The 15,677-nt window shown below is 45.6% G+C and carries 14 protein-coding genes and 3 pseudogenes; 3 read left to right on the top strand and 14 right to left on the bottom strand.

Features of this window, described 5'->3' with window-relative positions; genetic code table 11:
* Positions 1–76 precede the first annotated feature (76 nt).
* Positions 77–271, bottom strand: a pseudogene (locus HMPREF9708_RS08535) (hypothetical protein); the annotation flags it as partial.
* A gap of 340 nt (positions 272–611) precedes the next feature.
* Between HMPREF9708_RS08535 and HMPREF9708_RS08425 the strand changes: the two are divergent.
* Positions 612–758, top strand: coding sequence for a hypothetical protein (locus tag HMPREF9708_RS08425; protein ID WP_198004256.1), 147 nt, complete (start codon positions 612–614; stop codon positions 756–758).
* 336 nt (positions 759–1,094) lie between these two features.
* On the opposite strand, the gene rlmD is transcribed toward HMPREF9708_RS08425, so the two are convergent.
* The 10 genes and pseudogenes from rlmD to HMPREF9708_RS05290 form a co-directional block, all read right to left on the bottom strand.
* The gene (rlmD, locus tag HMPREF9708_RS05335; RefSeq protein ID WP_006309221.1) at positions 1,095–2,501 is read right to left on the bottom strand and encodes a 23S rRNA (uracil(1939)-C(5))-methyltransferase RlmD; all 1,407 of its coding nucleotides are present in this window, start codon (positions 2,499–2,501) and stop codon (positions 1,095–1,097) included.
* Positions 2,502–3,853: 1,352 nt separating this feature from the next.
* Positions 3,854–4,015 (bottom strand): annotated as a pseudogene (locus tag HMPREF9708_RS08160) (transposase); the annotation flags it as partial.
* Between the two features lie 361 nt (positions 4,016–4,376).
* Complete coding sequence (locus HMPREF9708_RS05325; protein WP_232215547.1) at positions 4,377–5,375, bottom strand: linear amide C-N hydrolase; 999 nt, start codon at positions 5,373–5,375, stop codon at positions 4,377–4,379.
* A gap of 22 nt (positions 5,376–5,397) precedes the next feature.
* The gene (locus HMPREF9708_RS05320; protein ID WP_232215546.1) at positions 5,398–6,318 is read right to left on the bottom strand and encodes an alpha/beta hydrolase; all 921 of its coding nucleotides are present in this window, start codon (positions 6,316–6,318) and stop codon (positions 5,398–5,400) included.
* 131 nt (positions 6,319–6,449) lie between these two features.
* On the bottom strand, positions 6,450–7,094 hold the full coding sequence (locus tag HMPREF9708_RS05315) for an HAD hydrolase-like protein (protein WP_006309217.1): 645 nt from the start codon (positions 7,092–7,094) through the stop codon (positions 6,450–6,452).
* Positions 7,095–7,102: 8 nt separating this feature from the next.
* On the bottom strand, positions 7,103–7,993 hold the full coding sequence (locus tag HMPREF9708_RS05310; RefSeq protein WP_006309216.1) for a nucleoside hydrolase: 891 nt from the start codon (positions 7,991–7,993) through the stop codon (positions 7,103–7,105).
* 76 nt (positions 7,994–8,069) lie between these two features.
* Positions 8,070–8,597, bottom strand: a complete 528-nt coding sequence (locus HMPREF9708_RS05305) for an ECF transporter S component (RefSeq protein WP_006309215.1) — start codon at positions 8,595–8,597, stop codon at positions 8,070–8,072.
* 12 nt (positions 8,598–8,609) lie between these two features.
* The gene (locus tag HMPREF9708_RS05300; RefSeq protein ID WP_083826864.1) at positions 8,610–9,095 is read right to left on the bottom strand and encodes a DUF1893 domain-containing protein; all 486 of its coding nucleotides are present in this window, start codon (positions 9,093–9,095) and stop codon (positions 8,610–8,612) included.
* Between the two features lie 299 nt (positions 9,096–9,394).
* A complete protein-coding gene (locus HMPREF9708_RS05295; RefSeq protein WP_040447798.1) occupies positions 9,395–9,961 on the bottom strand; it encodes a hypothetical protein in 567 nt (188 codons plus the stop codon).
* A gap of 126 nt (positions 9,962–10,087) precedes the next feature.
* A complete protein-coding gene (locus tag HMPREF9708_RS05290; protein ID WP_006309212.1) occupies positions 10,088–10,456 on the bottom strand; it encodes a DUF3021 family protein in 369 nt (122 codons plus the stop codon).
* 345 nt (positions 10,457–10,801) lie between these two features.
* On the opposite strand from HMPREF9708_RS05290, the gene HMPREF9708_RS05285 reads away from it, so the two are divergent.
* Positions 10,802–12,142, top strand: coding sequence for an MATE family efflux transporter (locus HMPREF9708_RS05285; RefSeq protein ID WP_006309211.1), 1,341 nt, complete (start codon positions 10,802–10,804; stop codon positions 12,140–12,142).
* A 199-nt stretch (positions 12,143–12,341) separates the two neighbouring features.
* Here HMPREF9708_RS05285 and HMPREF9708_RS05280 read toward each other — a convergent pair.
* The 3 genes and pseudogenes from HMPREF9708_RS05280 to HMPREF9708_RS05270 all read right to left on the bottom strand — a co-directional run.
* Positions 12,342–12,947 (bottom strand): annotated as a pseudogene (locus tag HMPREF9708_RS05280) (CadD family cadmium resistance transporter); the annotation flags it as partial.
* A gap of 90 nt (positions 12,948–13,037) precedes the next feature.
* On the bottom strand, positions 13,038–14,264 hold the full coding sequence (locus HMPREF9708_RS05275; protein ID WP_006309208.1) for a helix-hairpin-helix domain-containing protein: 1,227 nt from the start codon (positions 14,262–14,264) through the stop codon (positions 13,038–13,040).
* Between the two features lie 65 nt (positions 14,265–14,329).
* Positions 14,330–14,863: a TetR/AcrR family transcriptional regulator gene (locus tag HMPREF9708_RS05270; protein ID WP_006309195.1), complete on the bottom strand. Its 534-nt coding sequence runs from the start codon at positions 14,861–14,863 to the stop codon at positions 14,330–14,332.
* A gap of 111 nt (positions 14,864–14,974) precedes the next feature.
* On the opposite strand from HMPREF9708_RS05270, the gene HMPREF9708_RS05265 reads away from it, so the two are divergent.
* Complete coding sequence (locus tag HMPREF9708_RS05265) at positions 14,975–15,676, top strand: ABC transporter ATP-binding protein (protein ID WP_006309193.1); 702 nt, start codon at positions 14,975–14,977, stop codon at positions 15,674–15,676.
* Position 15,677 lies beyond the last annotated feature (1 nt).

The following is a 15,677-nucleotide window of genomic DNA, read 5'->3' as shown; positions in this document are numbered from 1 at the left end:
AGATAATCTTTGAAATTTACTCTGAGTTTTTTAGTGCATTTAAATCGCATAAAAAATTTAAAAGATACCTTTTAAAATTGATTGTACGAACATCCACATCATACATTGTGGTCATCATCTTCTGTGTCAGCCATATATTCTCATCCTCATAGCGCATCTCAATACTATCCTGTTGATCACTAACAGAGGCAACATAGGTTAAGTATTCTGCTGCGCTGGAACGAATTGTGGCAAGGATATGGGCCTCTCTCGCAATACATTCGTATATCACAGGGACAAGCTGTTCCAGAAGCTCCGCTCCGAGCTTAAGGACTACATCTAATATGAATGGTCGTCCTCTAATTCTTCATGGGACGACTTTTCTTTTCAAAAAAGTTTTTATATTTTTTCGGCCAAACGGCCATCTCACCTCCATTGAGTAGTGTAAGTCGAAACAAAGCGACCTACAGAAAGCGAGGTGAACATCGTGAATCAGACTTTTCACAACAGAAGCGACACTGACGCAGAAGTGATTGCTACTCTCACTGCAATCAGTCATATATCCGCAAGAATAGCGAGGACTCTCAGAATCATCGCCGCACATAGACAATCCGAGGAAGGAGAAACAGTAAATGTCAAAAATGAGCGATATGTCTATGACCATCGAAGAGCTGAGAAATGCTGCCGCTGCTATTAACGATGCAGCAAACTGGCTCGCACAGCATCCTATTTCTACTACTGTTTTGTATGATATCAATTTATCCACCCCCCACGAATAATATCCCTTTTCGTAGAAATATTGTGTGCTTGAATTCCACTGGTTTGCATATAATAATTCATCTGTCATAATGATTCCTCCAATCTATGTTATCTATTCCACTGCCAAGTCTGCCCCATAGTATCGAGCAGCTTGAACTGCGGTCGTCACTGTTATCTAAATCACTGCCACAACCTCTGATATCTAATCCGCAGCCTAAACCCTACCACCCATTTTTCGAGTCTCGGCAAATTCGTTTAGTAGATATGTTTCCATATAAGAAAACCGAGCTTTTCGCAAGGATGCTCTGATAGCACTTACCTCGCAAAAAGCCCGGAAATACGCCACTTTTTGGCCCTTATTTATCTTTTCTTGACATTAATACCACACACTCAACATGCAAGGTATGGGGAAATTGGTCAATGGGTTGGATGGTTTGGACCTGGTAGCCTTGTTCTGCGAACCATTTTAGGTCTTCGGCTAAGGTGACGGGGTTACATGAGATGTAGACCATCCGCTCGGCTCCAAAGCGAGCGATACTTTTGACTAATTTGCGCCCGCCCCCTCCCCGTGGAGGGTTGAGCAGGAGAAGGTCACAGCTTGGCCATTCTGCTTTTAGCTGTTCAAGGCCTTCATAGGCATCACCGACTCTAAAGGAGGTATTGGTAAGTCCAGCTTCACAAGCATTCCCTCGGGCGGACTGGATCGAAGCTTCAACGATTTCGATGCCGACTAATTCTTTGACTTTGGCTGCAAAGGGCAAAGAGAAGGTGCCGATTCCGCAGAAAAGATCCACAACACGCATCTGGTCATTGACCTCAGCCAGCTCTAAGGCACATTGTACCATTCGTTCAGCTTGACGAGAACTGGCTTGGAAGAAGGTGTTGTACTTGAGCTGATAATGGTAGCCATTAAGAGAGTCATTGATATAATCACTTCCATAAATTAAGCGTGGCCATTCTTCTTGTGCTTGACCATACATGGCTGGCTTTTCCAACCAGATTATCGATTGGATCTTTCGGAATGCTTGCGTCAATCGATTCACTAGGTCTTGGGCCACTGGCTGATAGTCTGCTAGGCGGCCATTTGCGACCAAGACAACCATTACTTCTTGACTAGCATGGGAATACCGCATCATTAAATTTTTGAGCAGACCTTGACGGGCATCTTTATCATAGGAGGATAAGTGGTGGTCTTGCTGCCAAGTTGAGACCACTTTCTTAATCGCAACCAGAATTTCAGGGGCTATATAAGAATCTTCCAGGTCAATCACTTTCTTGTAATTGCCGATCTCATGCATTCCTAAGGCCCCGTCTTTGCCGAAGGTCAGCTCCATCTTATTACGATACCGCCAAGGATCATCCATACCAATAATCGGTCGCATCTTGTCAGCCAGGTCGAGATCGTGCTTCTTAAATTGCTTCTTAATCAAGTGCTCCTTGAAGGTCAATTGGTCCTCATATTTCATAAATAACAGGGGCGTGCCGCCAGAATTAGCGATAGAATTGGCAATCGTCAGATTCCGCTTAGGGCTGGGCTCCAACAGTTCATCATAATAAACATGGGCCTTCCGTCGCCCCTTAGCATTCTCAACGCTCACCCGCACCTTATCCCCCGGCACGGTATTAAAGATCAGTAAGTTCAAGCCACGCCCGTTAGATCCCCGGTCTGGTGCGTGCACATACCGCGCTACGCCATAACCCTTATGATTGAGATGCGTCACCTCGACATCCAGAACCTCCGTTGGATACTGATTCTTTCTCATGTTATCACCCTCTATTTATTATTTACTGGCTGACTATTTGTCTGATCGACCTATCGATTTAATCGATACAACTCGCAATCTGAAGCATATAAGTCTGACATTTTATCTATTTTATCAAATAAGCCATCTCCTCTCAATCTGTGAGCAGTCAACTTGAGACCTATTACGAACCAACTGATCTTACACTCATTTGGCTTCTTTAAAATAAACATAAATTAACCTTCATCTTCTAAAATAAACCGAACTTGAAGGTCGAACTCACTTTATCTCATAAAATAAAACAAACTTGACCGACTGATTCGCTTTATCTAAGAAAATAAAACGAACTTGAAAATGTACTGACCCCCTAAAGTTGAACAGAATTATCCAACTTTAGGGGGTCAGTACATTTTGGGTCGATTTTTTGCTTGTTTTGGCTATTTGAACACTTGGCTTCTGTTCAATGGACTAGCTTGCACAGAAAGGTCGGTTTGTGCTTGGCGGAAGGGGTCGACCAGATCACTTTGGATTACAAAGGTTGCAGCTAGGTAGTCACCAGTTTATCGGAAATAAGGTAATTAGATAGACCAAGGCGAATTTGGACTGGATATAGCGGGCAATAACTACACGTAGCAGTGTATCCAGCCAAGATAACTCTTGACCATCGAGGTGGATGACGTGGATGGTCTTTATGATACGAAAAATGGTATTTTATGCTAACGATCAATTGAGTCTTATTTTGTCAAATTAAGTGCACTTTATTACAAAAAAGCAATTGACAAACATTTAGGAGAATGAAATACTTAATTTGTCGGATGTTTCTTTTGCATGAAGAAAGAAGAAAATGATAAATATGGTTAAGAAACTAATCAAGTTATGTCTTGCTGTCTTATCATTTGTATGCCTCATAAGTGGTAGTTTTGAGAGCGTTCGTGCACAAGGTAATAATATTGCTATAACAATTGAGGTGATGTCAGTATGGAGATTCTATTTTCCTATTTACTATTTATTTTAATTGTAGTGATACTCATGAGAATCTTTGTCGCGTATTCTGCATCAAGTCCATGGTGGACATCACACAAGGGCTTGCGAATAACGATCATCGGTGTTTTTGTTATAATCATTATCGCAACTATCTTGCCAGGGATTGCTTATATGTTGCAAAACTAGGCGAGCGAGTTAGGGTATTATCATGGTCTGGCGGTGAGGCTTAATCCGCTGCTATGTCTCGGAGAACTAGTAATAGTATGCGGACTTAAAAAGTATACTCCAACATAAAAATCGACCGTAAAATGGTCGATTTTTGTGTGTTTCTATGTCTTTTGCCTCTTTGTCAAATAGGGTTGATGATTAAATTTCAAGAAGTTAGGCAATTAATAGTTGCTTAGCTTCTTTTTATCTTTTCCTGAAACATAGAGTCGGAAGATTAGAAGAATTCTGTACCTAAAATGCCTATAATTGCGATAACCGAAGGCGGTCCGTTTAAGGACTTTGAACTTGTTGTTAATGCCTTCAATTGGTCCGTTCGTCAGTTGTGGATGGCGAAAAGTTTAGTGAATGTGGTCTGTGTATTTCATAAAGCTTCGAATGACTCGCTTTAATCCCTTCGGTAAAGGTTGAATGTTGGATTGATTAAGTAAAGTCTCACATTGGTCAAAGTTTCTTTCTAAGAACAAGGGTCATGGACAAGGTGATAGGTGTGCTTTAAGGTGTCATCTTGATCTTCGTTTTATCCTGGAAAATAAAGCAAAATACGAACCCTTCTTCGCTTTATCTAAGAAAATAAAACCAACCTTAACCTAAGTCTCACTGCAACCCCTCCCTCTTCTCTTCCAATCAAGCAAAAACAAGACAAAGAAGCCAAACGCATCGGCGTTTGGCTTCTTATCAATCTTCTTATAATGGATGTCCAACAAAACGTTCGGGGATGTAGAGGGACTGCTCTTGATCTAAGTCATGAATATCCTGGAAGGAGACTTGGTAGACTGTGGGGTTATCGGCCGCTTGCAGAGTTAGAAGACGTGACTGGCTGTCGTAGGCGGAGATATACTGGGTGAAAGTGATGGAATCAAACCGCTTGTTTTTGATAAAGCCTTTGGGTAAGGCCACTGCACTTAAGCATCGATAGAGATAGCCTAGCGCATCTTGGCCATCGCTAGCTTCAAGGGAATTCTGACTGAGATAGAAGGCCTTGACGAATCGGTCCTTAGGATCATAGCCACCGGGCAAGTCTTTGGCGCCATTGAAAGCATCTAAATCTTCAAGCGAATCAATCACCTGCTTGAGATAGCGTTCTTGAGAAGGATAGCGGGGGGCATTGGTCATCACCTGATAGGGATTCTCATAATACCTTAGCCCTTTTTTCTCAGGTTCGATAATAATACAGCGTTGGTTGGAATCAGCTAACATGAAGTGAAAATCAGGCGTAATCACCTTGTCCCCTCGAAAGTCACGAGAGGGCAGGTGCAGGTGGGGTAAGGCTTCGATCACTTCATCCACACTAGCAAAATTAGCTAAGAGGTAGGTTAAGAAGTGGTAAGAGGAGACATTAATCTTATTGGAATCTACTTCCTTGGGAAAAAGACCAAAACCACCATAATCATTGGCTACCCCCATCAAGCCCTGGTCATTGATCCCATCCTTCAAAGGAAATAGGTTGCGAAAACCCACTCCCAGGGTTCGATATTTGCCGGAGAAGGTTCCCCCTAAGAGGTTATCGGCACTCTTTGCTTGACGCGGTTGGTAGAGAATATTATAAGGACCTGGCCTTTCCAGGTCCATGGTCCGTCCCAGGACAGACCCACCAGGATAGTCCATCTTAATTGAAGTGCACATGGTGATACTCCTTTCGACTGATTCATCCCTTTGAGCGACTTGATCCAAGCGGTTATCCACTAGGCCGAGCGCGGCCGGCCGCTCACTTCCCAATTGACTGGAGAAAGTCCGCGATGATGGCTTGATAGGCAGGAAGACCCAAGGTCAAACGGCTGCCAGCATGGACAGCATTTTGAACTTCTTGATAACGGGTATAGGCTGGATTGCTTTCGGCCATGGCGATACTGTGTTGGGGGAGGATAAAGGAATCGCGACCGCCATGAATGAAGAGGATCGGACACTGGTTGTCCGCTATGGCCTTAATGGGACGGGTATCGCCCAAACGAAAGCCATATAAGAGCCAAGTTATCAGGCTGACACCCGGTAGGAAGATTTTGGGCTGGTAACGTCCATAAGCTTCAAGAATCAATTGGCGCAAGTCGGCAAAGCCACAATCCGCTACCACAAAGTCCAACTTGGGCTGGTAGGCGAGTACCGATAAGGAAGTCGCTGACCCCATTGACTCACCATGTAAGCCGAGTTCGATGGAAGCCCCATAACGCTGGTAACAATCCTCAATGATAGCGAGTAAGTCCTTCCCCTCTAGGTAACCGAGAGAGACGGCTGTGACAGGGTTCTCTCCATGTCCTCTTGCATCATAGATGATACAGTGATAGCCCAGCGATCGATAGACCGGCACATATTTGGCAGCGCCTAGACGGTTGGAGGTATAGCCGTGGGAAATAATCACATAGCGGTTTGAAGGCTGATCGGCTAGAATCCGTTCGACCTTCAAAGGGTACCCTTTCCATCCCTTGACCTGGTAGGTTTCGCGCGGTAATTGGTCAAAGTCCAGCCACATCTGCTTGTCTTCCTCATATTGCCGTTCTTGGTCTAAGCTGACCGTCTTAGGAAAGGCGAGCATCCGCGCAAAATAATAGGAAAAACCTAAATAAACGATGATCGCTAAGATGAGGACTCCCGCGATCCCCCAAGCAAATACCTGCCACATTCGATAGTTCACCCTTTCAAATTGTTGCCATTCAACACCTAGCCCCTAGCTTTCCAGTAATCCACCCCAGTGTTCGTAATCACCGACAACCGTTTCTAAGTCATACTCAAGCGTATTTTTTATAGATGATCTACTCACTTTTCCTACTGAGGGAAGACCTGTAACAGGCCGGTAGGTTGCGCGATGATGTAATCGGCCTTGGCAGCTTGGAGCTCTGCTTGACTGCCATAACCATAGAGGGCCCCAACGGTTGTCAGACCCAGTTGATTGCCAGCTAAGACGTCAAACTTACGATCCCCCACCATTACGACCTGGTCCGAAGTGGGGTTCCCCAAAGCTTGTAAGACATACCGGATCACATCCAGCTTGTCGGAGCGAATGCCATCAAAGGTCGCGCCCCCAATATAATCAAAGTAATCAGTTAAGTGGTAATGCGTTAGAATCCGTTCTGCAAAGGCTTCTGGCTTGGAAGTCGCGAGGGCTAGAATCTTACCCTGGGCCTTCAATTTGTCTAAGACCGTCTCGATACCTGGATAGACCGTGTTTTCAAATAAGCCGGTAGTTCCATAATACTCACGGTAATAGCCAATCGCCTGGTGGGCTTGCGTCTCACTCATATCGAAAAATTCCATAAAAGAGTCCAACAAAGGTGGCCCAATAAAGGGATAGAGCTGACGACGGTCTTCCACTTCAAGACCAAAGTGTTTCAAAGCATAAAGGACACCACTGGTAATACCGATACCCGGATCCACAAGGGTGCCATCCAAATCAAATAAATAATACTGCATCAAGTTCCTCACTTCCTCATCAAGTCCCAGATCGCCTTGGAATCAACTGCTTGGGCCCAGTGAACAAGGGAGCCCGCTTGCTTATCTTGTAGGATGGCAGCTTGTTCATTAATTGTCAAGCTAAGCGCCACCTGGTCAAAGGCTGAAGGCTGAACTAAATAAGCGGCTGCCATAAGGTCAAAGAGCTTGATGGCTTGTGGCTCTTGTCCTTTATGCTGGTCAAGTAAGAAGGGTTGGACGAAGGGTTGAATCGCTTGCCAGACTGGCCAGTCCCTGAGTGCATCCATGGTAAAGGCCACTTGCTTACCAACTTCTAATGGAATAATGGTCTTAGGGCATCTGACCGCCAAAACTTGTTGACTTGCTTGCGGGTCAAAGCCGAAGTTAAACTCCACCCCATCACCGTAATTGCCCCGATCCAAACAGCCTCCCATCATCACGATTTGGTCAAGCTTGTCGATTAAGTCGGGAGCTTGGTCGATTACGTACTGAACATTAGTCAAAGGACCCAAAGTCAGTAGGGTAATTGGGCCTGGACTGGTCCTAAGAAGCTGGATCAATTGATCAAGAGCCTCATCCCCAACTGAGGAACGCTCCTGATCGCAGCTGGGGGCTGGCTTGCGGTCAGCTTCTGATCTGGCACCTAATCGCCCTTGGTTTTTCAATCCAGTGTGGCTAGTGATCATATACCGATTCTTCCGGTCTAAGCCCTTGAAGATAGGCGCCTTTAGGTCCAATTGGCGGGCGATGTTGACCAGATTTTGACTGACAATCGGCAAGCAAGTATTACCCCCTACTGCTGATAGGGCCACAATTTCCCACGAGCAAGTGGCTGCTAACAGGGCGATCGCTACCGCGTCATCCAGCCCTGGGTCCGTATCAATCCAAACACGTCGCATGATGAGACCTCCTTATTCCGTCCATTCAAGCCAACCAACAAAAAAGGCCAAGTTTCAAACTCAGCCTTTGACTTATTTAAGCCACTTCAAATTCTGGCATGTATTTCTTCAAGAGGTAACCGCAAGCTGGAACGATCAGGAGTTGAAGCACAATACCTAAGATGCCCGTTGAGATTGCGCTCATGAAGTAAGGAATTGGCTGCATGAATTGTAGGTTGAAGCCAGCAATCAGAATGGCCACCACCAGGGCTGCCACCACTCGCCCAACGATCATAGATGTGATCAGGGCCAGATAGACATTCCAGCGGTACTTGTGAACCAACAAGGACATCACGAAGCCATAGCAGGCTAACTCAAAGACCATGATCACTAATATTGGATAAACCGGTGGCATCCCCGTTAAGAGGCTACTCAAGATCGGTGTCAAAGCCCCCACCCCGAGGGCGTAAACAGGCGATAGGACTAAACCAGCGATTAGAACCGGTAAGTGCATGGGTAAGAAGACGGGACCTGCCCCACCGAAGAGATGGAAGACCATGGGCAGAACGACTCCCATTGCGATAAATAGGCCACTGAATACTAATTGTCTCGTTTGATTTCTCATATTAATTTCCTCCTAATTTTTGTGCTTTTTTAGGTCTACTTGATCAAAGAACGCCTGAATCTTAGCCATCATTTCTTGGTTGCTTGTAGATCCTTCGGCAATCTTCTCCATGGGACAAAGGTCGTCTTGTGTACGGTTCATAATCTTGTCCACGATTCGATCTGTCTGATATTTAATCCCCGCTTGGTCTAGAATCTCTCTCGCCTTGGCTGACATGGTATAAGCAAATACTTCTACAATTCCAACTTCCTGGTACAAACGCGCCGCCGCTTGACCCGTTAACTTATCCGCTATGACACTGCCCGCCAAGTCCTGACCCACTTCCTGAACCAGGTCAAACAAGGGACGCAAGCCACCCCCATGACGAACATACAAGACCTCTTGATCCCGCACAACTACCAAGGCTGCTACTTCTTGCACAAGCACTTCTTTAGCTAATTCAATCCCCTTCATCGCTTCCTCCCCTCTATCTGGTTCTCCCTGATAAACGTCCGACATTAGGCCCTGCGCTTTCGCTTCAGTTGTCGAGGCTTATCGAGGGAAAGACCGTCCAGTCGCATCACTTGGTTGATAATAATCTTCCCAAATTCTTTTGCAGTATACCATGTAATCGCTATGACGACAAGATTCTAATCTATCATGCGATAGGCTTTATTAAACAAAAAGAAGCCGTTAATGACTTAACCGCTTCTTGATGGTCTCCTCCTTGCTAAAGATTCACACTTAATCAAGTCAGAAAGCCTTCTTAATGGAGGCAAATAATATGATAGATCTGTCTAGGATCCATACTTCATCCTCTAACGCCTAGTAGGATGGGATCCGAGATTTTGGTTGAGACTTAACGTCATTAAATAATTGACCTGTAGAATGGCTAGCTGCTGGTAAGTCAGCCAGGACACATGCTGGAAGATTGCGGCAAGGATTTCAGTCTGAGCCACATCCTTTACACTCTTTGGACCGGGCTTCTTGTCATGGCTCATAGCTTCTAGCTTATCCCCGGTTCGAGGAGACGCGCTGTGAATCATGAGTGGCTGCCATCTTTCATTTTTAAAGATCGGAAAAAGGTCATGGCGCTGTTTCAAATAATCGCCCTTTTCCTCTTGTTTCTCGCCTGTCTTTGACTCCTTCCGATAGATGATCCTCATTTGCATGATAGGATCGCACTGATTCGCCAGCGATAAATCACCCTGACCAGTTCCTGTAGCTTGTGAACGGCTGGCCTTCACCAGTGCCGTTCCTTCTCGCAGTTGATTGTTACGCCCATGCATCGCTTCCTTCTCCCCTCTACACACTTTCTTGTAGTTATCTTCCCCAGAAGTCCGATGCCAAACATGATACCTCGATAAAATTTGGGTTTTGGCCATTCCTCCTTTATTGACTATTTCTAGCTCTTATAAATACAGCTAAAGGCTGTCAAATGCGCTAAATCGAGTCAAAAAAGATGCGATTGAGGAGTTGATTGAGGTTGAGGAGAAAATCGCAACCGAATCTTACCGCTTAATAAAAGTGGAATAGAGATAAAAGCCAGCGATAATAGCCAGTCCCACTAAGTAGAATATCCCTAGGACAATGAGAGCGTCTACCCAGGTCTTCACCCTAAACCAGCCGGATACAAGGAGGAGTGGATAGACGGTGACCAGCATGGCAAGATGGTGAACAATCAGTTGTTTTTTGAAGGTCCACCCTTCGATTTCATAGAGGACAGACGCAGCGGCAACCACCGTCATAATCAAACCGGATATGAAGACACCTTTCACTTCTTGGGGGGCTTTGCCTTGATTTTTCATTAGGAGCGAAATTGCGGACATCACAACCAAGGGCCCTATCCCACGAATAAACGCTTGTATCAAATAGTTCATCATAATTCCTCCTTCATTCATAGCCTTTCATTTACCAATCTCCAACAGCTTTTTCTTCCTCTTAATCTTATCAAAAAACAAGAATGATGTGAATTGTTAGCGCTTTTAAAGTCGGGTTGTGTCAATCCGTTTAAAAGCAGGGCGTAGCGAAGAATCTTCACTGGGGACCGCCCGGAAAAAAATCGCTTCGGAGATCGGTACCTCTAATTAATCATTGGGACTGACTTTTTAATGATCACTACGAAAGATAAGCATAATCATAGCAATCATTCAATCATTCCGTTACCATGGAAGTAATCGTGTTTTTCAGTTGAAATCGAAAATAAATTTAGAATGAAGGGAATTATGGAAGCAAAAAAATATTACGCCACGGCCCTACGAATGGCCTGGCCTTCAGTGTTGGAAAGTTTCTTTATCGCTTTAGCGGGGATGATTGATACCATGATGGTTGGTAGCATCGGAAGCTATGCCATAGCGGCTGTAGGATTGACGACCCAGCCGAAATTTATTGCCTTGGCGATCTTCATCTCCATCAATATTGTGGTCTCATCACTCGTCGCTCGACGCCGCGGGCAAAAGGACCGCAAAGGAGCCAATGAAGTCCTGGTCTCGGCTATGACGCTGGTCTTGGTCCTTTGTATCTTTGTCAGTATCTTAACGGTCTATTTTGCCAGTGACCTGATGCGGTTAGCAGGCAGTCAACCGGATACCCACCAAGCAGCCATCGATTACTATGTGATCATTATGGGTGGAATGATCTTCAACGTGGTCGCCATGTGCATCAACGCCGCCCAAAGAGGGAGTGGTAATACCAAAATTGCCTTTATCACCAACCTCACCTCTTCAATCGTCAATATTTTCTTTAATTATGTCCTGATTAATGGTAAATGGGGCTTCCCGGCCCTCGGGATTCAAGGAGCTGCCCTCGCGACCGTGCTGGGAACTGTAGTGGCTATGATCATGAGCATCCACTCCTTAATCCGCCATGATACCTTGATTAAATTACAATACATCCTCAAGGAGAAGTTACGCCCTAAATGGGAGACCAGCCGGCATATATTGAAATTGTCTTCAAATATCTATTTAGAAAACCTAGCCATGCGGATCGGTTTTCTAGCCACAGCGCTCTCAGCAGCCAGCTTGGGAACCCGTGCCTTCGCTGTCCACAACGCAGGGATGAACCTCTTAAGTCTCGGCTTCTCCTTTGCGGATGGGATGCAAGTAGCGGCAGTCGCCCTAACTGGTAGGGCTCTGGGTAGTGGCGACCGGCAAGAGGCCATTAATTATGGCCAAGTTTGTCAACGAATCGGCTTTGCCATGTCCGTTGGTTTATCGATCTTTGTCCTCTTCTTCGGTCACAATATTATGGCTATCTACTTCAAGGATCCAGAATTAATTGAGACCGGGGTCATGGTAACCCGGTTTATGTTAGTGATCGTCCTCTTACAGATCTCTCAAATCATCTATGCGGGTTGCCTTCGTTCGGGTGGGGATGTTAAATATACCCTCTTTGTAGGGATTCTGTCTGTGTCCATCATTCGGACGCTGGTGACACTCAGCCTGGTCAACATCTTCCATCTGGGACTTGTCGGAATTTGGCTGGGGATCTTCTCCGACCAATTCACACGCTTTATATTCAACCGCCACCGCTTCAAGCAGGGCAAGTGGACCCAGATCCGAATCTAAGGCTCTATCTACTTGGGGGATCACCTTGTAACATGCATGACCAGTTAGAAATACTTGGGCTACTAAGCAACAAGTCCATTACCAAAAACAAAACACCGAATCCGAAATCTATACTAAAGGCCATTCGCCTTTGGATGATTTCACATTCGGTGTTTTTTATTTTCATTAATATGTTGTAGCCACTGAAGCGATCAGGGGCTTAGGCAAAAAGATTCCATAGGGCTTGGAAGGTTTGATTCTCCCAGAGAATATAGGTACCTAAACCGATAAAAACAACAGGGACAATAATCTGCTCGTACTTCTCCAGCGTCTCTTCCATAAAAGAGAGGCGGGCCAGGCGTTGGCTCAGCCAGCACAAACTGACTGTAAAGATGGCGAATAAAATAATGGCCGTAATGATTTGCCCCAGCTCAATCGAAGCAAAGTAGGGAATATAAATGCCTAAATTATCTCCCCCAGAAGCGATCGTAATTAAGGCCACTGTCCAGAACATCTGGTTAGAAGGTCGGGCGTTGAGTTGGTCGATAATCTCCTCTTCCTCGGCTTCCTCTTCTCCTTTAACCAGGTAGCGAATCCCTAAATACAAGGGAATCAAGCCCAAGAGGCCGATCATCCAATCTTCCGGTACAAAGTGGACCAGATAAGCAATCACCAAACTCACTGCAACTAGAATTCCTGTCCCGAGAAGCTGTCCCCAATAAACTTGGGAACTCTGGCAACGGTGGTGAGCCTGACTAAAGATAATCAATAGAATGACCAGATAGTCAATACTGGTCGATACATAAACAGCTAAAGCTGAAAAAACGTCTCAAGCAAGTCTGCTTCCTCCTCTAATCATCTATGATGGGTGGAGGGCTTCAATCTCAAAGTCTAGAAGCCCTCCACCCCTTTCTAATTATTTAAATTGAACACCGTTTGCTTTTAATTTTTCCAGGGTCGACGGCCCAACCCCATCAATTGCCAGAATGTCCTCCTGTGAAAGGTCCTTAAAGTCTTCGATATCTTGATAGCCGGCTTCTTGTAATAAATGAACATATTGGGGGGCGATCCCTTGGAAGACCTCCGAATTTGCTTCAGCGGGAGCTGGCTTATCTTTCGACTTTTTAGCCTTAGACTTTGCTTTCTTGTCACTTGCATCAGGCTTTGTCGCTGATACTGCCTGATCGTCTTCTGCTAAAGCTTTTTGGCTGGTCTGGCCGGACTTGGCTGATTTTTTCTCTTGCGGGTCCGCTTGTTCCACAGTGTCCTTGATAAAGCGGTACATCAATTGAGACTGTTGCAGGAGGGTAGATACTTCCATCAAGCCTACGGCAAAAGCCTCGGGACTATTCAGACTGTAAGACTCTTCTAAGGTATAATCAAAGACACAATCAATGTCATAAAATTCTTCTTCAAAGAAGAGCCGGCTGGCTGGACTCAATTCAACTACTTTCTTAATCAACTTGGCCGCAAAAGCTTCATCACCTTCTAACCACATGGCGACGATCATCATCGCCATCAATTGGATATCCTGGTGGTCGCGGTCATATTTCTTATAGTGGGCCCGGGCCTTACGGAAGTCAAAACTATTCACATAAGCTCCCATCAAGCCATAACGGACTCCCAGCGGGTCACGGTCATCCAACTTCAAAAGCTGCTTAAAGTAGTTGATCGCCTTATCATACCGTAATTCCTTCTTATAATAGCCTGCCACATGGGCCAGACAACGGAAATAGGGGCGATTATCAATATCGAAATAGCCGCTCTCTGCTAATTCACGCCGGTGGTTGCGGTAATAGGCTTCAAGATCCGCTTCCAGCAGGGAAATATAGGTCTGGTCATCCTCTTCTTCTTCGAGATAGATGGCTAGCTTAATATCTAAATTGGTTGGGTCTAATTCCAGAGCCTTCTTCAACTTGATGAGAGCCTGGTCCGGGTCGTCGGTCATGGCTGCATCTTGGTACCATTCCATGGCTTCGATCCGGTCATCGGACATGAAGGCACTCTCGCCTTCTTCAAGGCTGGTGTTATATTGTTCGATAAAGGCTTGGACCATTTCTTCTTCTGAATCATAATCATCGCGGTGAGTGGCCTTAAAGTTCTCTAACCGCAAAAAGATATCTTCCGTATTCATTCCCATCATTCCCACTCCCTTTAGTTTAAATTAATCAAACTTATTCTACCTTACCCACTGGCCAATAGCTAGTCTTAGAGGGTCCACAAGAACATCTTCGCCACTTCCTCAGGACTCTCCACCCCACCCTTCTTGACCCAATGGAGGATGATGCTGATACAAGAAGCATAGAAGACCTCGCGGGCGTAATCTTCTGGCAAGTAGGCTTGGTCTGCTAAGCGAGATTTCAAGTCAGGTACCCGGTCGACGATCTGATCGAGAAAGACATGTAAGATATCCGTCAGATAGCTCGGCCGATTGATCGTCATCGCATGGATAAAATCAAAATCATCCTTGACAAAGGTCATGACCGCCACCACTTGCGGGAGCCACTGGTCCTTGTCCGTGCCGAATGGTAATTGGTCCATAACCTGGTCAAAGATCTCTTGAACCATCTGGTCAATGAAATGGGCCTTGTCCGTGTAATGTAAGTAGAAGGTCCCCCGGTTAATGCCCGCTTGTCGGGTAATATCGGATACTGTAATTGCATCAAAGTCCTTCTCCCGCATCAGCTGCGTCAGGGCCGCTTTCAATTCGTCTTTGGTCTTCGTTTGGCGAATTTGCTTCATGACAGCCTCCTTTCACCGGTCAATCTGCTTGAAATTTATCTGACTTTATTATAAAGTAAGGTCAAGAATAAATCAACACGTTGTCTATTTAAGTAAAGTGAGGAGAAGACCATGGCCTATATTGAAATGAAGCACTGCTTCAAACGTTACCAATCCGGAGAAAGTGAAATCATCGCCAATAACGACCTTTCTTTTGAAATTGAAAAAGGTGAATTAGTGATCATCCTCGGTGCTTCAGGAGCCGGCAAGTCAACCGTCTTGAATATCCTGGGGGGCATGGATACCAGTGATGAAGGGGACATCCTGATCGATGGGCAAAATATTGCGACTTATAACAAGCAAGAATTGACCTACTACCGCCGGGATGATGTCGGCTTCGTCTTCCAATTCTACAACCTGGTTCCCAACTTAACCGCTAAGGAGAATGTCGAACTGGCTTCTGAAATTGTCAAGGATGCTCAGGACGCAGAAGAAGCGCTGGAGTCAGTTGGGCTCGCCCACCGAATGAACAACTTTCCCGCCCAATTATCAGGTGGTGAACAGCAAAGGGTCTCCATTGCTCGGGCCATTGCCAAGAAGCCGAAGCTCCTCCTATGTGATGAACCGACAGGGGCGCTCGACTACCAAACGGGTAAACAGGTCCTCCAGATCTTGCAGGATATGTCCCGCCGTGACAATGCGACCGTGATTATCGTCACCCATAACCAAGCCCTGGCACCCATTGCGGACCGGGTCATTCATATGCATGACGCCAAGATCAAGTCGATCGAATTGAATGCCCAACCCCAATCTATTGCCAGCCTCGAATATTAGA

Origin of the sequence: Facklamia languida CCUG 37842 (genome assembly GCF_000245795.1) — a bacterium.
GTDB lineage: Bacteria > Bacillota > Bacilli > Lactobacillales > Aerococcaceae > Facklamia > Facklamia languida.
Note: the sequence above shows the minus strand (reverse complement) of the source record. Positions and strands in the feature narration are given on the sequence as shown.